Source organism: Vibrio sp. 10N (assembly GCF_036245475.1).
GTDB lineage: Bacteria > Pseudomonadota > Gammaproteobacteria > Enterobacterales > Vibrionaceae > Vibrio.
On record NZ_BTPM01000001.1, the window covers coordinates 53,902 to 75,399 of the forward strand.

Genomic DNA, 21,498 nt, shown 5'->3' on the forward strand with positions numbered 1-21,498 from the left:
TTCACTCGGTTAATGACCCTTTTTTAATCATTTATCAACTGAGCAACAAGGAACGTAATTGCAGCGAAAAGCCGTAAAATTAATTTAGATTTGTGACTGCATCCAGCTGCGAGAGAATTTGAGGTCTTTCTCGATAAGACTGGGGCTACATTGCAGCATGTCACTGATTTCTTTATTTTTGAGGCCGGCGAAGTAGCGCAGTTGCAACACTTCAGATTGGCGTGGGAAGCGTTTTTTCAGCTCTCCCAACGCGCTGTCAAAGCTCATCAATTGATCAAAGTTTTGCTGGTCTTGTTTGGTTGATGTTGCTGGTTGACGCTTTTGGGCAAGACGTTTTCTTGATTGGTCGATAAGGATTTGGCGCACAATTTTGGATACCAATAAGAAAAACTGCTTCCGATTTTGAAGATAGCTGACGTCGTGCTGGGATAGCTTGAGGTAAGCATCATGAATTAGGGCAGTCGTGTTGTTTATCTCTTGCTCGTGGTGCTCTGCATTATCGCCAAACTTCTCCAAAGCACGCACGCGCTCTTTGTGGGCAATCGTCTTGAGCTGCTCATAAGCAAAGTGAAACAGCAGGCCTTCAGCCTGCTTATCGCCATTGTGCCAGCGGACAATAATATCAGTCAGTTGCATGGGTTATCCTATATCCACGAGTCTTCGGGAAGTTTTTCTAGCTCAAACACCGCCGTAGTGCGCGCTTGTTGTTTGCCAAATTGGTCGACTTGAATGTCTTGAAAGCGGCGATAAATTTTGCCATCGCTCCACTGTTTTTGAGTGGGTAGGAACTCCCACATGCTATAGCGAGGCGTGTTATCGGCGCTGTACCATTTCACACCGCTGTTGAGTTGCTCAATACTTGCTGCATTCGTACCGGTGCTGTTAAGCCACCACATATCGCCAAACTCTGCCGTGACATCTTGGGTATAGTCTTGGTTGTTTGTAGTGCATACAGCTCGCTTACTCTGTAGAACGCGCTCCTTGGCGATGTACAGACAGCGAGTGTCACCGGACGCAAGATTACGTTGGCGCCAGTAGCCTTGAAAATCGATTTGCTGTTTTTCGTCTATGGCTGAGGTAAACCATAGATGTTCAGTTAGGTTGTCGTGCTCTACCTTAGTCTTCTTGCCTAATCCTTGGGACTTTTGAGTAAGCAACTTGGTGGTAGTGTTGTAGCTGATTGCCACGGTTCGGTACTTCCAATCGCCCTCATCATCAAAATCTTCGATATCGAATCCATTCAGGTCTTGGTGGGTGCAGCCGGTATGAGCACAAGCGATGAGTCCGCCCCAGTCGGAGTAGTCGTTTATCCTCTCAAATTCTTGCTCTTGGTAGCTATGACTGACATTGACCTCACAGCTGCTGACGGAGCCATCACGGCTGCCATAGTAATCTCCCACATCGGGATGCCGCCATCAACAATCTTGTAGGTTGTGCTGCCAATTGGACCGTGATAATTCGGTTCGTCGCGTCGCGCGGTATCGTAAAAACACAGGTTTCCTCGCCAGTCTCTACGTTTGAGAATCGTGTTGACTAGCTTTACGTCTAATGGCGCTGTGAGTATTTGTTTGGAGGTAAAGTTCTTCTCAATGTATTGTTGGCTGCTTTCTAGGTGTCTAGCTGCCTCTTGCACACTGGCGAGCGGCTTATCTGACACGCTGAGGTTTTCAGGTAGGTTGTTGAGATCCAGTGCTTTGAGTAGTGCTTGAACCTTATCTGAAGATAGCCATTCACTGTCGAGATTGATGAGATCCTCTCGGTTAGGTTCGGTATCGATGCCGAGCAAGAGTCGAACCATATTGAGGCTTTTGCTCGGGGTTGTTGAGGCGAGATTTGGTGTCACAACCTCTTGGGCTGCCACTGTAGCCAGCAGTTTATGTTGATTTGTGCTGCCTAAATAAAAACGCACTTCATCGCCGTCTTTAAACTCAAATTGGCCTTGTTGGGTGTAGCCGCTAAGCTTGGAGCTGGTTTCGTAGTAAAGGCCTGTGACTGGCGCATCTATAAAATGTCCAATCTGAATATCAGTTGCGAAAACTTGCGTACTTGCAAGGGAGGCCACCATGGTCATCCAGGTAGGATTCATACGCTTCATTCTGAGGTTGTACCTATGTCTTTTTGTTCTTGTTTGGCAGAGTCCTGATCTGGCATTAACATCGCCAGCACTAGCTTCTGCTTGATATCAATCGGTAAATCTTGATGATTCAGCAAACGCATGCTGGTTAAATCCAGCATGGTTTTCAAAGAGACGGCATCGCTGCGATGGCCGTGGAACAGCAATTGGGTCATCTCAAGCAGGAGCTCATTGGAAACGCGTTGCTGTTGTTGGAGTTCAAGGTTCTTATTAATTAGCGCAGAAATAAATCCTAAGCCGGAAATCATGAGTAGCAGTGTCAAGGCGCTGGCGAGAGGTCTGCGCTTTAACAGCTTACGACATCGATAAAGGGCGTTTGCATCGGGGTGGTCGATGGGCTTATTGTGCTGAAGAGCTTTAATGTCCGACTTCAACTCTGCAATTCGAAAGTATTGAAATGCACTTGGCTGAGTACATTTATGATAGACCCATTGCCATTCAGAATTGTGCTGGTGGCAGGGAAACAGTTTGTTGAAAATTTTACCAAGGGCATAAATATCGCTTGATGCATCGACTTTACCGGTTTGTTTTTGCGTTGGACTGGCATAGTCGGCACTGTAGATGTGCAGGTCGGTATAGCGAGCATCATGGGTAGCGATACTAAAATCGATCACCTTGGCGTCGCCATTCTCGTCGACCAGGATATTTTCTGGCTTGAGATCCCCATGAAACACGCCTTGCGCATGAGCGTGGTGAATAGCATCGGTAATATCGGAAAACAGCGCCAGTTTCATACTATAGCTGGGGTTGGTGGTAAGCCATTGGTTGAGAGGTTGACCTTTTACATGCTCAATCACCAAAAATACCGATGAATCGGTTTCGTTGGCATCCAATACATTGGCGATATTAGGGTGATTAAGCTTAGCCAGAAGCTGTGCTTCCCAATACAGCATGGCCTTGCCAACCATGTTGGTTAGATGAGGCTCAAACACCTTAATGGCGACTGATTGCTCAAATCGGCCATCACAACGCTCGGCCAGATAGACTTGGCTCATGCCGCCGCGCCCAATTCGCTCACGAACCCGATAGGGTCCGAGCTCGGTTTGAGCAATCGCAGAGCCATCGACATGCACACTGGCGTGTCGACCTAATATTTGCGTTAGATCGGAATGTACGGTGCTCTGTTCTCTGAGCAGTTCCTGGTATAGCTTGGGGTCTGAGTGCTTTAGTTTATCAAGATATGTGGCTTGATCAGCCTCATCCATATAGTGGAAGTTGAGCAGCAGCTCAGTGCGATGTCCATGTTTCAATGTCTGGCCAATGCGTCCTTTTTAACCAGCCTAGAGGATACCGAACTGCCGCTCTATTTTCTATAATAAATCAGTGATTTATAGATCTTGATGATATTTTTAAGCCGGGCAATTCACTTGCTGCCAAAACCAGTTAGTTTGCGTTGGCGTTTCCCAAACGCCAGGTTTGTTTTTGGCGGTAAAACACTTGCCTTGATGAATTACGGTATCGCCAACCTTGGCTTGAGTGACGCCTGCTTCCCAAACGATCACTCCGGAAGGAGCCCCGGAACCGGTGTCTCCACCACCATTGCCACCACCACTGTTCCCGCCGCCAGTGCCATCATCAATTGGCAATGCATCGACAATGCGCACCTCTGGCCAATTGGCGTGAGAGCCGTAGAGGTTAGTGACACACTTTTCATAATCGCCTGGAACCAGCGCTGAGTAGGCGGTTTGATATCCGACTAGGTTACATTCAAATGAAACGCCACCAGGACGATCGGCATGGTACTTCCAGCTTGCTTCCCAGTTGGTATAAAGTACATCGGTCGCACCATTGAGGTTGAGGCTGCCATAAGGTGTTTGTTGCCAGCAGGTGTTGGCTTCATCGGCTTCAATAGGGATCTGGTAGTGTGCCGCTAGCCCTTCCCAATAGCGAATGCGATTAACCGGTTGGCCTTTGGTTTTGTTTTGCTCACCGCATTCGATGCCGCCGTTGATGATATTAATCGTGGTACCAAAGCCATAGCCAATACCAGCATCAATCTCACGCTGTGAAGGCGTCCATGTACGATCAATGACATGCAACATCGCAGGTTTTGGTGCTTGCGGAGTCAGGAAGAACCAAATCGCAGACGCTAGGTTTAACCAAGAATCGGCAACCAACGCGGGATTATTAAGTAGTACAGTCGCATCACCATCAAACATCACCTCCGAGAAAGGACCGTAGTTAAAATGGTAGGAAAGCTGCTTGGCGCCGCGACCGAAATATCCTTGGTTAGGTGAACATGGCCAGCGCTTGTTTTGCCAATCATTTTGGCCGCAGCCGGTGGTATAGCCTTCTTGTCCTTCAGACCAACCCATTTCACGAACATGCACTAAAGCTTGCTGCCACTCTTCCAAAGCAAGTGGGTTATCCCAAGTGTTATCAAGCGCGATATGTCCGCCAGTTTCTTGGGCGAAATGCGCAAAGGCAGTGATGATAGAGCGCTTACAGATGGCATCGGCATTGCGTCCATCGGTGTAGTCGCCACAAAACGCGGGAAACTTACCGATGGCCTGTAAAAATCGCTGATAGGTGTACTCAGGGGCGGCCATTTGTGTGAGAAAGTCCCATTCTGAACGTGGGAAGACGCGCTCGGCACGTTTTACGTTGCCGGGATTGGTCGCCAATCCTGCGTCAATCGCATTGACGACAGTATTTGGTGCCGTGGAGAGGGCATTTGCCCATACCGCATACATAGGGTCACTGGTTTGGGCGGCTGCGCTGGCTTGCACTTCGCTGCGCAGTAACACGTAACCCGTGGGGTTGGTCGGATCGGGTTGCGGGTTGACTGCAAGAGCGGACAAGCTGGTACTGACGAGTGTCGCAGCCGCCAACAAATGAGAAGGTTTCATTTCACGTTCCTTTTATTTAATTTGGCTAGTTTGCAGAGACTCATGCTGGATGAGATCTGTTGGCCAGCAGAAAAAACTAAAACAAAGGCTATGTGCTAGTTACTGTGAAAACCATTAATCCTGTGCTTGATATTCAAGCGATGCGAGGCGTTTCAAGCTAGATAGGAATGAGTCTTTGCTTGATTACGCAAAGGTGTGTGTTGGTTCGAAACTTTAGATGTAGAACAGCCCAGTCGAAACTGGGCTGAAATCATAGTATTTGTGCTGCGCGGCTTTTAGCGCATAGTAACGAACTACCAACACAGGTGGCTTCTGAAATAAATCTGGAAAGGTACAAAGGAAAAGGCTACAGGGCATTTTCCAGAAAAATGGTTATTTGTGATCATTTTTCCTAAAAGCTATATGTATAAGTATACTATTTTCCAGATGTTTAGCTATTGTACTTCATTCGTTTATAGCGTTTTTCTAGTGCCTCTTTACCACCTTCCATGATTTCGCATACTTCTTGTCTTACTGGTAGCTCCTGCAAGCCACCTGTTGCCGATAACGTAATGTTTCCTTTGTCTTCTAGCACAATCACTAACTCACTATCACCATTTACAACGATATTTGGATTATGAGTGATAATCAAAAACTGGCGTTTAGGCTTTATATCGTGCAGCTTAGTTATTACTAGCTTAGAGATTAGGGCATTATCTAAGTCATCTTCAGGCTGATCTACGATGAGAGGCTCGTCGCCATACGATAGCAAGAATGATAGAACGGCTGCTGCTTTCTGTCCTGCGGAACCTTGGCTAAGGGGTTTGAATCGACGTCCATCGTGAAACTCTACAGATAAGTTATCTTCAGGAAACCAAGTCCAAAGTTTATCTAAGCTGGAGTTATCTAGTTGCTCCATAACAGATGACAACCGCTTGCCAATTGTACAACCAAGTATGTTTGTTTTCGATGTATGGTGGTTAAATACATCTAGCTTAAACTGATGCAACAGATCGTAAGAAGAGTTTGCTTGAGACACATCTGCTTGGGATATTTGGTTTTTTAATGTATACAGGATACCTTGCTTTCTATCCTCATCCATCAAATCACTTGCAAATGCACCATCTACACGATTAATCAGCTCACGGAAAGACTGCTCTAGGTGTTCCGAATGTTGTAACTGACCAATTTTAATCTTGAGATCTCGATGTGGCGAAATGTATTTGTTAACGAAAGTTTCTCGGCGTTTTGTAAGATCCTTTCTCCATGCTATTAGGCTTTGATAAGATTTCCCGATTTCTTCTCTTGTTACAGTTAGTTGTTGTTCGGCAGCGGCTATATCCGCTACTTTCGCGTTTAGTGCAATACGTTCTTTGACTAAGGTGTTGTACTCAGAGGGTTCTTTTATACCTTGTTGCTGCATCGAAGCAACTAATTGACTGTATTTGCTATAGGCATTACCACACAGTTGCGAAAGGTTTGATTTCTCTACAGTTTGGCCTAGCGACATTAATTCAGATGTAATTTGCCCAATCTCTTGAGTAGCTTTGAGTTTCCATTCCTCAATTTTCTGTGCAGCTTGTCGGAGGTTTTGAGCTAAGGCTGGGTCTGATTTAACTTCATCAATGACATTTGTGCTCGTTAAGCCTGTAGAGTTTTGGATACTGTTTGTTATCGCCTGAACCTCATTTCTCATAAGGTCGATAGCGCCCGACACGTAGTTCTTTTGATGATATAGGTCGTTGTAATTTTGTAGTATTTGAGCGTGGCCAGATGCTTCTATGTGTGCAATCTTTGCATTAACGTCTGCGAGTTGGCCTTTCAATGTGTTCAGGTTGTCAACTTTACTTACAAAACCTAGTTCAGATGTGCGAAGTTGAATGAATTGGTTTTTCAACTCATCCCAATGTTCTTGCCATGCTCGAATATCGACTTCTGATGAGTTATCTATGATGGCTAGCAATGTGTTAGGATCTTTAGCCATATCAAAAATTTGCTTTTGACTATAGATGCTTACTGGGAATCGGGTTTGAATATCACCTAACTCTGGAACCCATTGCCCATTGTCCTCTCGGAATATAGCAGCCTGTTTTTGATCCTGACTCCAAGAGATTCTGTAATCGATATTATTTTTTGTGACGACACACTCAACTTGGCTATTGTTCAATAGAACACCATAATCATTTCGGTCTCGCGCTACTTTAAAGAATCTTTCGAAGTTACGTCTGATCTCATTTGCTTCATCAAGCTGAAGAATTTCGTCGGCCTTGTTAAGTGCGATACGGATGAACTCTGCTAAGGTTGATTTGCCACTACCTCGTGAGCCGACAATTGAGTTTAGCCAAGGGTTAAATTTGACACTGAATGGTCTCCCTCTGCCACAGTATTTGGTGTTACTTACAGTTAACTCTTTTAGGTATGATGAAGGTAAAGTATTTGGGGTAAAGTCTTCATCAGAGCGTCTTATACATGTATTACCATCTAACAACGCCAGTTTAAGTCCATCGATGGTAGGAGAAGACATTTTGACCCATGTAAATGCTCTCCCATTCTCATTTGGAGCATGAGAATCTGAACCAATGATCTGCGGTAAAGATAAGCCTGTTGATCTGTAAATCGACATTTGTTCTTTTTCGGGGAAGACAACCTCTACAGCATCAGCCTCTTTACATACACGCAATACGGACTTGCTCCCCAATTTACATACCCCAGAACCATCAAGTTCTATGTGAGCAGGGATAGCTACGCCATTAAGGTTTTCAATAATGGCCTTTACAACCTGTTCGGGACTTTGGGTGCCATCAGTATCGCTGTCACCAAGAGTTCCTGTGTATCCTGCGGCTCCCATCGACATGGCGACATGTTGCGCATCTACTGAAGGGTCAAAGATAGCTAATACATGAACGTTGCCCTGTGTGCTTAATTCAACGCCGGGAAATACGTGTATTGAATGTCCTTCTTCCCTTAGTTGTTGCGCTTCATTCTTTAGGCAATCTATCCAGCCAGCAGTGTTATGGTCAGTAACAGCAATACACTCGATGCCGTGTTCGATGTGACCTAGCAGCCAATCTCTCGGGGAAATGTTTCGCACTTTGTAGTCTAGTGATGCAGGGGTATGGGAGTGAAAGTCAAACTTCCACCATCTGGAACCAACAATGTTGTTCATAGCTTTGTTCGTCTAAATGAAGGATAACTCCATTATCCTTGCGGAATTAACTTATTCAATTTAATTCACATGACGAGTATCAACATTTTCCTAATATCGATTTTTAGAACCAGATTTAATCAAAGTGCTCTTATGTAGGTTACTTAGATTATGTGTTTTTTTGTACTCAGGTACTCATACTCGATAAAGTTACATCGATTCAACCGACCTTCACTAATCCTACCAAGAATCACTAAAGCCATGGAATGATGAAGTCTGTCTATCCATTTTACTGAATAGATATGTATCTAGGTTAGAACTTTGTTGATTAAGGCAACAATGGTAACTCAAGAGACACTGGTCCCAAACGTGCGAAACCTTTGGGATTAAGTTCCTGCGTGTCCAACTGAATTGAATAGGTTAGTATGACTATCTGAAGACACTCCCATTAGCAAAGGGGGTGTCTTCAGATTATGATAGCACTGCTTGTTGATAAAGAGGCATTATCTCGTGATAAACCTGCTCATAAAGCTCAGTCTTTAACAGGCTGTATTTTTCAGTCATCGTGAGCGTTTTAAACTCATTTGTCTCCCTTTCTAATGAAACAGAGCCGATTATTAGCTGGCTATTAGTTGATAGGCCATCAATACATAAATCGAATAGCTTTTTCGTTGTGCGCGGATCAGGATCTTGTTGTTTAGGTGAGTCAATTACCACTGGAAGCATAGGACTAGTCGATTTGTCCTCGATTGTTTTGAGAAGAGCATAGTGATATGCCAATATTGCTCTTGGAGCACGGCTGCCTGTTTCGCTCTTGGAAATCGGACCATATTGAAGAATAGTCCCAACTTTGGGATCTTTGATACCTAACTCAGTTTGCGCAAACTTCAATGACTCTTTAAACCTATCATTGATTTCTTTTGCTCGTTTCTTGTCTTCGAACTTTGCTAAGTCTTCTGAAAGCTGAGTTCTAGCAACATCCAATTCACCTATTTTTTTCAGCAGTTCATTAATCTGCTCATCGAACGTTACCTCAACCTGCTTACTTGCCTGAGACTTAATAACATCCTGAAGAGACAACTGTTCTTTGACTTCCTGAAGCATGTCTTTGAGTTCAGAGCTTAGCCTTTTGGCATTCTTTAAATCTTCTTTTATTTTCGTAACTTGCTCATCATATGCACATTTTTGCTCATACAACTCTGGTATGATTTGCAATAACTTGTCTCTGTTCTCTAGAACCAAATATCTCGCTTCAATGTCTGTTGATGGCGGCAAAGAATCGATATCATTTTCGTCGAGCTGTCTTTTTGACTCCTCGATTTCTGCTACTAATTCATCCCGCAGAGACAATACTTCTATGAGCTTAATTCTGTATTCTGTCTCTTCTTTATGTAGATCTTGGCACTTGTGAAGAAAACGCTCCAGCAGCTCTTCATAATATTGCACGTCAACATCAAAAAGCACTCTCCCAAATGACTCTTCGAATCGCTTTTTAGCTGCCTCTAGAGCTTTTAAAGTCGCGCGAATTTCAACAAGATCGATATCAATTAAATTGATCTTTCCTTGCAAAGTGTAATATTCCTTGGGCTTTACACCAGCATGAAAATTCAAGATGTTATTTTGCCAGTCCTTATACATTGCCAAGCTGGTGAATGAATCTAGAACTTTTCCCCAACCGTTATCTTGATCAATATAGTAAGGGAGATAGAGACTTGCTGGTTGTGCTTGCCCCTGAACCAAGTTGCTTTTTGTCACAAGCTCCAAATTGAATCCAAAGATATCACGTACAGTTAATGCTATATCTGTGCGAGAACTAGAGGTCACTAAGTGATGCTCTTGGCCTTCTGTTATATCGAAAATGGAAATCCGTTTTTCGTGGCGAAGGAAAGCGTAATCACGGTTATTGACACAAATAACAACTTTCGAAACAAAGTCATCTTCTTTCCACTTTTTGTCCAGTCGAACATCAGCACCTAATGTATGATATAGACTCTTAATAAAGCTAGATTTACCTGTATCGTTCTCACCAGTAATAATATTTATGTCAGGAGAGAACTTGAAAGAGAATCCTTTCTTATCGCGAAGAGATAGTATATGGGCACTTTTGAAGTAGATGCTTTTCATTATTCACCTCCCTCAAAAAGCTTCTGGATCACTGAGTAAACAACGATACATTCTTTCTTCCCTGACTTTAGAGTCAATGCATAATCTGGACAAAGCGCATCAATTTTGTGCATAGTTTCAGTTACGTATAATTTCAAATCCGAGTGGACACTCACCTCATCATAAAGGCTTACTGCATATTCTAGATACACGGTCGATGGATTTTTTGTGTTTTGGTTAAGCTCGATGCAAACTTGTGAGAATGTGGCTTGCAGTATAATGAGTTGGAGCGATGTTTTGCCAAGATCATTGAACAGGGGGCTCGCTTTGTCCCAATCAGGCTTTAAACTATTACTTACATTCAATGAATCAAGCACATTGTTCAGCGCTTCTGATGAGAAACCTTTTCGAGAGATAAGATCGGAAAAATCAATAATATCTGCGGATTTTACCTTGGATTTGTCTCGACATGCCTGTTCTAGCAAGGACGCTAATGCATTGACACTCAAGTTAGTGCTATCGCCAAACTTCTTGCTAAGGAAATCGCATAGCTTACCTTTTAGGTGTGTAATGTGGTCATCTAAGCTTAATGAGGATTGAACAAATCGCATAACCGAAAGATCGATACTGGAGTCATCAAGCTCAACTTGCTCTTTGATTGCTTTCTTAAAGCTTATCTGATGCTCTTCTTTAACTTCATTTGCACCAAAACAAGACTTACCACCATTTTCTTCACACAGATTGAAAGAGGCATTAGTTACAAACAGTAGCTTGGGTGAATATTCGGCGAAGCTCTTATGATGAATAAATAGCTTACCGATAATCGATACGGGTTTCTTCTTAGTGCCGCTACTCAGAGTGGACACGGTCCAGTGTTTCTCTCTTGTTTTCACTTGAGCAAATGTAAGGTCTGTTGGGGAAACTTCGTCATCAAGAATAAGAACATCATCATGATATTCGAAAATAAACACATAGTTCTTTTCATCCAGTTCATATTCGAGCATTTGAGACAATGCCCAACAAGTTTGATAGTCAAACCCACGTTGAGCAATCTCACCGCCTCTTTCAGATTGCGGAATACTAACCAAAGCTTCAGCTAAACCCATATACTCCCTTACGTTTAGTTCAATAGACTCACGTAATCACATCATTAATTCGATTGAATGCAAATAGTAGCATTAGCATGAACTATTAGGTAACAAATTCTGATAGTTAGAATGTGTGAACTGCATCAAAGAAACAGGAAAGCTAAGTAAAGTACTGTCCGTTAGCAACTATTGCTTATGTTTCAACATCCTCAATTGTCAGTGCCTTGCAGACAAAATTCAGCTCAAAAATCAACTGTAACGTAGGTGCGTTACAGTCGAGACTAATCAAAGTCCGGTAAATTTTTTACCGACAGTCTAGGTAGATTTTCTTTTTTGATCAACCTAGAACGAAGACAGCGCCTGTCCACCTCGTAAGTCCCGTTTTCGCGAGTCTCGAACAAACGCTTATAATGCCTCTTCTGCGATTCACGCTTTTGCCTCAAGATTGCGTCAAAGTCATCCCTCATTGTGCCTCTCCACTACTTAATTACTAGACGTAGAATCTGCATAATGTCGATTTTATGTTTAGCAGATTACCCTACGCAGCAAAACCGAGTTTCATCCTCGTGATAATATCGTTAACCAGACTTATACCCATAGCTGTATCGCATATGGCTAGCGGTGGCATATTTCCTAGGGTCAGGTTTGGGCGATTTAACCAACGATTACGTTTCTCAATATCGCCAAAATAATCGTCGCATAGAATTACCAGATTGGAGATCATCAGAATACGCTCGCTAGATGATGAACTAAGTCTGATGTTGCGCTTTTTCGCTAACTGAACCTCACTCAGACGCAGGCCAATAAGACTGGCGTAATCCTGACGAGTAACGCCCAATAGCTCCGTACCCCTTTCAAAAAAAATAACAGGGAGACCATCTCTAATTACCTCAACTACCTGATACACTGTATCAGCACTACTTTCTTCCCCACCTAGCCTCTGATATGCTACTGTAAGCATTGGTTGCTCATTCCGTCTTCGATCGCCTCTAGGGTGTCGATATCGACAACTACACCCTCTACAAGAGCTCTTACCTCATCAATCTCAGCCTGTGTCGGGTAATACAATTTCTCTGGGTGTGCATCGATGTCCGCTGCCAATAGATCTAACATATCTGATTCCACACGCTCTCTCAGACTAACTGCTTTCGCCATGATGTATCCTCACCGTTACCTCTATAAAGAATATACAGAGCTAGCAGATTCCTGTTTTGAAGAGAACTGTTTATTCGAAGTCTGGTTTACACCATTTGAAAGCAATGGCAACGAGAAACAAGGTAAGCTGGGTGCAGTCCCACCCAGCACAGTAGATTGAGTGTTGCACAACCCAACCAGAGTTTGAGATTCTAGAAAACCCACCGATTCGCTAGATTTCGGTAGCCACGCTTCCGATATAGGTTGTGAGACATAAAAAAACAACCATTGAATATCTAGCTATATAAGCAAATCTTAGTCACGAATCTATCTTGATATAACCTTGCTCAACCGCACTACAGAACTCCAACCAATCCTGACTATAAATATAGATAGGATGACTAATAGTTTTACCTATCATAAATCTATCCAGTGCTCTATTGATATTGAGAGGTAATTCACTCGGGTCGACAACCGGAAATGGCGAGCCTTGTAATTCAAATGGCACCAAATCTGGGAGTGGAACTTTCATACCGGCAACCTCTATTATATATCTATGAGCATGTTGAACCATATGGCAAGTCCACCACACCCGTTAATTAAAGCAAAATTCCTAGCAGTGTTATTTTATAGATTTTCAACATAGAAAGAGACCATGTATCTAATAATTATTTCTATCTAGCACACAGTACAAATAGCACACTCTCACCAGCAAAATAATCATTAGAAAATTAACAACTTAAAAGTATACAACTAGTTCGGAATAAATTCACACTCTAGAATGGATATAAATACCACCCAAAAACAGATACTATCTCATAACCAGTAAGCACTAATTTAAAATAGTATATTCTAAGTAACTTTTCCCTCCTAGAAAGTCCTTCACGGTCATTGAAACTTTCGCTCTTACGTACCAACCACCTACCATCTTTGTTTTGTAGGGTTTCCCTTTTGTCCAACCATTATAATAAGATAGAACCTTAGGTAAATAATGTTCATGTCCATCACGACCAACTAGAGGCGTATGGAACTCCGCTGGTTTAGTCGGATTTTTATTCTTGGTACTAGCATAGTGCAGTAGGTCAATCCGATACTGGCTCATCATCTGTATAGCATCCATATAACCTTTTGTTGTCGATCCTAAATCGTTGTTGTAGTCAGACCAAAAACTGAGAGCCCTGTCACCATCACGCAATACCGACAAGAGCATACCAGCTAATATAACTGTAGGGAATTTTGCCTCTAAAAACTTTGTAGGATGTCGTTCGATTTTCTTTAGTGCATTAAAAGCCAACGGGTGCTTATCCATGAGGCCATACAACTCTGAAACATCAATGTTAACCCCACTATTGAAGGCTATCTCAAATGCGGTTTTTAGGTTTGAATTCTTCAAAATGCTCTGTTTTGGTAGGTGCCCTAAGTATTTTCTCATCATTCCGCAAACAATATCAGAACAAGTTTTATGCGCTCCACTAGAATCCGCTGAATCATATAGATCACTAATTTTTACTATATCTTCCTCAAGAATAACCATTAACATTATCTTTTCTGGCAGCTGTATCTTTTTCATTATGTCTAGATATTCTCTTGTATGTCCGTCTATTAACTCAAGCATATCTAGTTGTGCCATCTCAAATAGCAACTCTTCTGTAATTTCGTCTTTTGAGACACCAGAATGATTTTTCAAAACCACTAAAAATACATTCCAAGAAGGAACAAAATTATTCTTCTTTATAAAAGAATAGAGTTTTTTCGAACGTTTTTCCGTATCTCTCTGAACATTACATGTCATGCAGAGCTCAATAATATCTTTAGATACCATTATTGGAATTGGTAGATTAGGTCTAAACTTAATCACTAAAATTATCCTCACTTTCTGGTTCGGAAGAATACTATCCCCATTCAAAAAAAAGACCAATATAAAATAAGTTTCTGATTATCTTGACATTAATTACAAACATGGTATTAATAAAAAGTAGAAACGCTAAAATTAATTCTTTTATTAGCTTTTTATTTCAAATATTTAGCATTACGAAACAGTAAATAAAAAACAGTTGACATAACATATTGTTAACAACTAGAAATAAAGGTATTTTTTCAAAAAAACAAACTGATTGAACACTTTCTGTTCAATTTTAAAGTTCAATTTTCGAAAAATAGGCTGTGTTATCAACTAAATGATGCAGAGGGATTAGCAATACACTCAGAGGCTTCACGATGATGATAGGTCGGTTGCAGCTAATCTCACGATGCTTTTTCAATATCAGATTGGAAGGCTTCCAGTAAGAGCCTAACCTCTCGCAACGCTACGGTAGGTGTTAACTCTTTTCTAGCTATCTGCTCTTGTAAAAAATCTACCTTACGTTTAGCAAGTACAACACTCGACCTGAGTGAAACTGCATTGTAAACCTCTGTATACCCGTGAATATCTGCAAAAGCTAAATCAATGTAGGTATCCAAAGAACTAAGCATTGTGTGGCCTGTCCACTGCTGAAGCTGCATCTTAAACGTCTGTGTATGCAGTAAATGCTTACGAAAATCATCTTTGTCGTTTACTTCTTGGGTGGTAGATATAAGTTCTTTTAGCTTGTCGGTAATGAATGCGTGTCTCCACAGGTGTGGATGCACTTCCCCTCTGATGCCAAGCTTTTTTTTCCATAGATTCATATACGTTGTCCATGAGCTGGCGGACAAGGGTTCACCAGTGGTTAAAGAGACAAAAAGGTAGTTATGCTGAGTTTTTTTTCTCTTCATCACTTTCTTACGGACTTTAATGTAGTCCGCAATCATTGATAGTAATACATGCGGTACGGGAATCACTCGCGTTGTTTTATCGTCCTTACGCTTCAAAGTGGTAAGAGTGAGCATACCTGTGCGTCTTGCATTTTCATAATCGGTGACTTTAATCAAATGAAGCTCTGTCACACGAGCACCTAATTGCTCCATAGCTGTATATAAAGCCATGTCCCGTCGGCGTTTATCTTTACCTTTCTGAGTTTTTATATACTCCCACACACGTAGGGCATAATCTTCCGATACAGGATGTCGTTTCCTTACCTCATTCTTGGAAGGTATAGCGTTATGAGTAATCTTAACACCCTCAATAACCCCTTTGACCCCCTCCTGCCTACGCTTATAATGCTCTTCCCTCAATTGAATTAGTCAACGTAGTCACCACCCTGATCATTGTCAATATAAATAACTAGTTTTTTGATCAAAAAATCTTTACATTTCAAGTGCATAGTGCCACGATTGACATCATTTGGTATTGGGATTACGAACATCTTAAAAAAAAACAGGTATATGCTTTGATAGAGGTCATGCAGGAGGTGCTGTCAAAGCCATAGTGAAAGCGGAGGTTATGGGGGATTAATCCATTGAAGAAATAAAAGCATACCCACTTTAACCTTAACAAGTGGGTATAAGTCAGCTTACTTGATGGAAACTATTTTGTTTCGCTTTAATTCTGTTAGTTCTGTTTTCAGACTAGCATTTTCATACTCTAACTCATCAATACGAGCTAATGCATGAACCAGCTTGTCATTAAGGTGGTGTTGGGCTGCTACAAACAAAGCTAACTTCTCTTTTTCAGACTCGTACTTTGCCTTGAAGTTTTGCTTAATCCGCTTTTGCTCATTGAGTTTGGTGCGTACCGTCTGTATCTCTGGTTGGACGGTTTCACCTTTGCCTTCTGCAATATCAGCTTTGGTTTGTTTAACCTTGTCTACAAACTCAGGATAGTAATAGCCGCTTCCATTACCCAAGTTAGCCTCTTCCTCAACAGCGCGTACACTCAGTTTGCGGTGGATAGGGATACGTTTGGGCTTTCCTTGCCTAATGCGTTCTAGGGCTGCCTCTAATTTTAGGAGTGTGTTCTCGCTCTTGCTCTTGCTCATAAGCTAGTCACCTTCAAATCAGGCTCAAAAGGGGTAAAGGGCATATCAAAGTCAACCATAACCTTCTCAGCGGCTCTTACTTGCGTGACATAGTGAGAATGCTCACTCACCGAAATTTTTTCTCCAGACTCCATATATGCCACCAAGCTACGGTGTTTTTTCTGCCACCATTTAGCCTGTTGCTTGTCAATGATGCTACTACCAGAGCCGCAATCCACACAGAACTGAGGGGCTACAACACCATCCATATCGCATTGATAACCTGACTTACAATAACTGTGCATTGAACCATGAAGCGTTAACTTTCCATCTTTGACTGCCTTGTATATAACGTCCCAAGAGCTATAGATTGTCGGAACATCCCCCCGCATTTTCATGATCGCTTTACCATGAGTGCCTGAGAGGGTTTCATCTGAATGCCATTGCTTGAAGATTTTATTGGCAGTGGTTTCGGCATTAATTTCTTTGAGCGCCTGCTGTATTTTTGTATCTACCTTTAGGTTTCGCAGACTAGCCAGTTTACCTCCGTTGGTGTACCACTCTGTCATTGAGAGGTATAGGTGCTTAAACTGTTGCTTAAGCGCTACTAATGTCCCTAAGCGGTTATTCACACAGTAAAATGCTAGTGTGCGCCTAAATTGGTGAGTAGTGAAATGCCAAGGCTTACCGACAACAACATACTTTTTCACACGTCCTCTTGAGCGAGGATTTGACTTTAAGCACTCTTTGTAATCATCCGTTGTAACCACAAGGTTTAATTGCTCACAAAAACGCTGCAATCTATTATTCCAATCCGCGATAGGCTTGGGAGCTTGAGAGCGAGTGCCTTGGTTTACCCACAGAGAGCCTATGTACTTAGGGTCAGGATAAGAAGTATCTTGCCGCCAGCGCTTCGTTAATATAGTCATTAAATCGATAGCCGTTTTTGAGACTGCTGCTGTTACCCAAGTTTCTCGCTTTTCACCTAATTTAAAGGTGTGCGATTGCAACATGTGGTAGTCACGCTCATTAAAGGTGTCTTTGTAGTAACTATTGGATGTGAGTTTATCTAACTCTGAATCTCGCATTCCGCTAAATCCACCACAAACAATGTAGCTTGCAGTGATAAGCTGTCCTAAATACTGCCTAAACGCATTTGCATTATTAAGAGTTACGTTTGGTAGTTTCAAAGATAGTGGTGCAATAATGGACTTGGGGTCTTTGGGTTGATGATCTGGAATACTGGATGCATATTTGCGGCTATCAAAACCATTACTATCCATAAACGAATAGGTGTGACCCTGCGCCACCTTTTTATCAAGAGATTGTTTACCCATAAGGTAGTTATGTTGAAGGGCATTTTCGGTGTCAGCAATTAACTGAGCATGAGGTTGCGCTGTTTCAATAAGGTCAATTGCTTCGCTATAAATGGCATTACACAAACGCTCTGGAATAACTAAAGTTTGCTGCACATCTTTATTGCTAAGTAGGCTGGCTAACTCGTTACACCTAATTGGACTAATACATAACTCAAGTTTGTGCCAAGAGGCATCATGTATCGCACCGTTTATCGAAGTAAATAGTCTTGAAAGTGTACCTTTTGCGTAGTTTTGCTCCTTAAGGTAGCTTTCAAACTTTGTCCAGATTGAAGGGGAGGATAATGCCTTGATGGAAGGTAACCCTAGCGACGCAAGAAAACGATAAGCTCTTTTTATATCCGTTTGTCGAGATTGAGTACCTGTAAAAGACAATGCCTTTTTCTGTTTGGGGCTTTTGTTAAATAACCACCCAAAAGTTAGTAACTTTAGTTCTCTTTGCAGTTGAGGGTTTACTGTAAACTCATGATAATTAAGGCTGTTTTTGCTTATTTTCCTAGAAAAAGGTAAACAGTCCCAATTACTTTGACCAAAGGTTGCGGTTACTTTCCCATTTGTATCTTTGCAGATAACAACAGCATCCAACTCTTCAAGTCGACCTTCATGATACAAAGTGACAACATCGACGTCTGTGACTTTGTGTTCTTCGGGAAAGTCATGCTCATAAAGGTGTGTGGTGTTCATTGTTTCACCTCGTTGGGACTTTGCGGAATAAGGGCAAGCACAGAGTCAGCATCACCCCAGATTGGGTGATACCCCTCATCTCCAAGCTTTTTTTCCGCTAGCCTTAACAAGCGGCTATTTATATTTGGTAGGATTTTTATCTCGATGAATTTGACAATATCTTCAAAATTTTTACGGTAATGGCTGGCATCCAAATGAATATAAAGAGATTCCTCAATGCAAGCCTTAAAACTCAGCAGGCACCAGAGATCACCAAGGGATTGAACGATGACTTGATGGACGCAGCCAAAACAAGCTAATAGGTCTGCGCATGCTAACCGTTCGCCTTCGCTTGCAAGCCCTTGTTTAATGGCTTTTTTAGTGTATTTTTTAGACTTGTCACCAAATGGTGAAGCACAGCTTCCTCCATTGGGAGTGCGGCTTAAATTAGGCAAACTTATCTTGTTTTCTTCCTCTATAACCAAGACTTTGATACCTAAATTCGACTGAGCTTCTTTGACGGTCGTCCCATTTTTTACTTGCTCTTCTTTTATCGACATGGCGTCTTGCATCATACCGTTGTTAGAAATTCGATTGCCTTCGCTGTAGCTTTTCTTTCGGGTATTGGGTTTGTTGTTCAGCATAACGTCATTGACCATTGCACCTTGATGGTAAGCGGTTATCTGAGCCCCTGTTTCACGAAAACGACTGACTACAGGGCGCAATCTACGTTCTTTTTGATCGATAAAAGTAAAGTGCTTTTCAACCCATCTATGCAGGAAAGCTTGCAATATGTTGGTTTTCATTGCGGTAACCTTTCCTTTGGCAACGGTTTGGAGTAGGGTTGCGTTTTCGTCAGTGGAAATCAGTTTTGAAGCGTTGAGTAAACTATCAAAAAAGTTCATAGCGTACTTGGGAATTTCAAGCTCATGATTTCCCATTTCGACAAGAATGGTTTTGAATGCTCTGCGCTTAAATGCTGGCATGGTGTACCAAACCTCACCCAATGTTGTGGAGGCATTGACAGGTTGTTTTAGACGGAATAAATCGGAAGTATTTGCGTAGGTGTAATACGATAAGAGAAAAGTTCCTGCACACATCATTTTGCTAATTCCACCACATAACTCGTAGTCACTTCCTTTCCAATGAAATGTCATAGTAGATATGTTCTTGTGTGCATTGATATGCATTTCAGGAGCTTGAACAAACTGTAAGTAGCATTGTTTAAAAAGGCTCCTTAAAAACGGAAGAAGTTGGTTTAAGTCGCTGCGAGAATAAGCTTCAAATGACTTTGTATCACTGTCATCCAATATCGCCACATTATCAAAGTAGGAATGTGGGAAATCCAAACAACTTGTAAATAATGTGGACATTCGAGAGCGCTTTTGTTTGTAGTAAGATTTTTTCATCTCACCAAGCATGGCTTGGGTTTGCTCATGTTGCATATAGCCTTCTAGAGAAGCTTGAGTAAAGGCATTCTCATTATATTTATCGCACCATCGAAGATAGATAGAGCATTTATTAAAAATATCATAGAGTGTGTTATGACTTGCTCCTTCCTCGATCATGTCGTCAAATCGAGATTTGAGTTGAAGAATAACCCCATCTCGGCAGGCATCTTCAAATCCCTCTCCTTGTTGCAACAGCTCTGTAGAAGGAACTCCTTTGACCAAGAAGCGATTAAAGTCTGCCCTATAATTGAACTCTGTATCTAACTCAATACACAGCTCATGCTTCCAGCCACTTATATAGGCTACGTTACTCATCATCACCCCCTAGCGCTTCGTGCATGATGCTATCGAGGATGCCAAATTTGACTTTAAATGCCTCTTTACGTTCTAGATAGCGTAAATATTTCCAAGTCGTGCTCTCATCTTTATGTCCCATCCAGCCCATCAGAAGCTCCATGCATTCGACTACGGGTAATTTGGCTTCTAGCAAGTCACTGAGACGATAAGTGCCATAAGTGGCACGTAAATCATGGAAGCGATGGGTAAATGATGGTTTTGTCTGTTTTATGTCAGCCCTGAACTCAACCCATCGAGCTTCAATGGATTTCCCTGTTGCAGGGTTACCTTGCTGGCTGACAAAAAGCGGTTCGTGGCGTTTACAGTGCTCTAGTATTTCAGTGGTCTTCTGGTTGAAAGGAGGGGCGTCGCTATCCAACAGCTCAATTTTCTCAGCCATCTTGGCGACACGTTTCAGGCGGCGCTCTGAAGTTCGATACTTATTCAATGATTGAAGTAAATCTGATGAAATCTCTACAGTCCGAGTTTTCAGGAACTTGGTCTGAACCCCCGTGGAGCTGGGGCATAATAGAATCTCTAGGCGATGCTCACTCTCAGCAAACGGGGTTGCTGTGTCTAGTGCATCTAGCGTTAGGGTTGCCACTTCTGCAACTCGCATTCCAGTATCAATCGCAAGTAAGGCTTGTAAGCGCAGCTCTTCAGATGTTTGTAGAAGGTGTTTAGTCAAAATGCTCAGGGCATCAAGGCTTAAAGGGGATAGCGGTCTGATGTTTTTGCTATCCGAATCCCTTGGTACTTTTATGCGTAAATCACTGGTTTCCACAATGAAGGTTGGGGATATATGGGCAAGCATTCCATTGTTCCGGACAGAGACAAACTCCATTTTAAATGGGGCTTCCTTCTCGTTTTTTATGCGTAGATAGCCATCGTGCATCAACCATTTATAGTAGTTGACGACCTGATTCATACGAACACTGGCTGTGCTATGGGCAAGCTCGCCTTGCTTTATTTTCTTGAGTAGGTGGGAGCGGAACAGATAAGTTGGCTTGAGCCGTTTGACTGGTGGGAATTTATCCCAATTTAACCCCTTGTCTTCAAGGAATTGATAGTAGGCACGCAATGCTTGTGCGCAGGGAGATAGGTCTTCCGCCTCCTTTACGGCCTTGAGATAAAATAGATAGCTGTTGGCTTCGTGATTGAAGATGCCATCTTGCGAAAAGAGTGTTGGTAGTGAACCGATATTGTCATTGGAAGGTTGGCAATAGAATGTACCATCATCCAGTTTTTTTAGCTTAGTCTCTTTGAAGACATCGCTGGAGTGCACAAGGTATGTCATAAATCATCCTGAAAACATCACTGTCCATACATACAGTATAGACAGTGATTGATTATTTTCCAGAATTA

At 42.2% G+C, this 21,498-nt stretch carries 16 protein-coding genes and 1 pseudogene; all 17 read right to left on the minus strand.

The genetic code is table 11. The features are described from left to right. Positions 1–84: 84 nt before the first annotated feature. Positions 85–636 (minus strand): ECF-type sigma factor, encoded by a 552-nt coding sequence (locus AAA946_RS00250; RefSeq protein ID WP_112461462.1) that lies wholly within the window; start codon positions 634–636, stop codon positions 85–87. An 8-nt stretch (positions 637–644) separates the two neighbouring features. Beyond that, positions 645–1,400, minus strand: coding sequence for a hypothetical protein (locus tag AAA946_RS00255; protein ID WP_338163180.1), 756 nt, complete (start codon positions 1,398–1,400; stop codon positions 645–647). Continuing rightward, complete coding sequence (locus AAA946_RS00260) at positions 1,307–2,095, minus strand: hypothetical protein (protein WP_338163181.1); 789 nt, start codon at positions 2,093–2,095, stop codon at positions 1,307–1,309. Before AAA946_RS00260 ends, AAA946_RS00255 begins: the two co-directional genes overlap by 94 nt. Then, complete coding sequence (locus AAA946_RS00265) at positions 2,092–3,384, minus strand: serine/threonine protein kinase (RefSeq protein WP_338163182.1); 1,293 nt, start codon at positions 3,382–3,384, stop codon at positions 2,092–2,094. The genes AAA946_RS00260 and AAA946_RS00265 overlap by 4 nt, the downstream gene beginning before the upstream one ends. 99 nt (positions 3,385–3,483) lie before the next feature. After that, entirely contained in the window at positions 3,484–4,983 is a 1,500-nt protein-coding gene (locus tag AAA946_RS00270) for a chitinase (RefSeq protein WP_338163183.1), read from the minus strand. Between the two features lie 430 nt (positions 4,984–5,413). Beyond that, positions 5,414–8,128: a TrlF family AAA-like ATPase gene (locus tag AAA946_RS00275; protein ID WP_338163184.1), complete on the minus strand. Its 2,715-nt coding sequence runs from the start codon at positions 8,126–8,128 to the stop codon at positions 5,414–5,416. Between the two features lie 450 nt (positions 8,129–8,578). Continuing rightward, the gene (locus AAA946_RS00280; protein WP_338163185.1) at positions 8,579–10,231 is read right to left on the minus strand and encodes an AAA family ATPase; all 1,653 of its coding nucleotides are present in this window, start codon (positions 10,229–10,231) and stop codon (positions 8,579–8,581) included. After that, positions 10,231–11,316 carry a DUF4297 domain-containing protein gene (locus tag AAA946_RS00285; protein ID WP_338163186.1) on the minus strand — a complete coding sequence of 362 codons (1,086 nt, stop codon included), beginning with the start codon at positions 11,314–11,316 and terminating at the stop codon, positions 10,231–10,233. The genes AAA946_RS00280 and AAA946_RS00285 overlap by 1 nt, the downstream gene beginning before the upstream one ends. Positions 11,317–11,836: 520 nt before the next feature. Continuing rightward, entirely contained in the window at positions 11,837–12,259 is a 423-nt protein-coding gene (locus AAA946_RS00290) for an antitoxin Xre/MbcA/ParS toxin-binding domain-containing protein (RefSeq protein WP_338163187.1), read from the minus strand. Further along, a complete protein-coding gene (locus AAA946_RS00295; RefSeq protein WP_338163188.1) occupies positions 12,247–12,453 on the minus strand; it encodes a hypothetical protein in 207 nt (68 codons plus the stop codon). Before AAA946_RS00295 ends, AAA946_RS00290 begins: the two co-directional genes overlap by 13 nt. A 298-nt stretch (positions 12,454–12,751) precedes the next feature. Beyond that, positions 12,752–12,964 carry a hypothetical protein gene (locus AAA946_RS00300; protein WP_338163189.1) on the minus strand — a complete coding sequence of 71 codons (213 nt, stop codon included), beginning with the start codon at positions 12,962–12,964 and terminating at the stop codon, positions 12,752–12,754. 300 nt (positions 12,965–13,264) lie between these two features. After that, positions 13,265–14,290, minus strand: coding sequence for a hypothetical protein (locus AAA946_RS00305; RefSeq protein WP_338163190.1), 1,026 nt, complete (start codon positions 14,288–14,290; stop codon positions 13,265–13,267). Positions 14,291–14,676: 386 nt separating this feature from the next. Then, positions 14,677–15,591, minus strand: a pseudogene (locus AAA946_RS00310) (tyrosine-type recombinase/integrase); the annotation flags it as partial. A 272-nt stretch (positions 15,592–15,863) separates the two neighbouring features. Beyond that, positions 15,864–16,328: a hypothetical protein gene (locus AAA946_RS00315; protein WP_338163191.1), complete on the minus strand. Its 465-nt coding sequence runs from the start codon at positions 16,326–16,328 to the stop codon at positions 15,864–15,866. Then, entirely contained in the window at positions 16,325–18,367 is a 2,043-nt protein-coding gene (locus AAA946_RS00320) for a hypothetical protein (RefSeq protein ID WP_338163192.1), read from the minus strand. Before AAA946_RS00320 ends, AAA946_RS00315 begins: the two co-directional genes overlap by 4 nt. Beyond that, a complete protein-coding gene (locus AAA946_RS00325; protein ID WP_338163193.1) occupies positions 18,364–20,112 on the minus strand; it encodes a hypothetical protein in 1,749 nt (582 codons plus the stop codon). Before AAA946_RS00325 ends, AAA946_RS00320 begins: the two co-directional genes overlap by 4 nt. Beyond that, positions 20,105–21,430, minus strand: coding sequence for a tyrosine-type recombinase/integrase (locus AAA946_RS00330; RefSeq protein WP_338163194.1), 1,326 nt, complete (start codon positions 21,428–21,430; stop codon positions 20,105–20,107). The genes AAA946_RS00325 and AAA946_RS00330 overlap by 8 nt, the downstream gene beginning before the upstream one ends. Positions 21,431–21,498 lie beyond the last annotated feature (68 nt).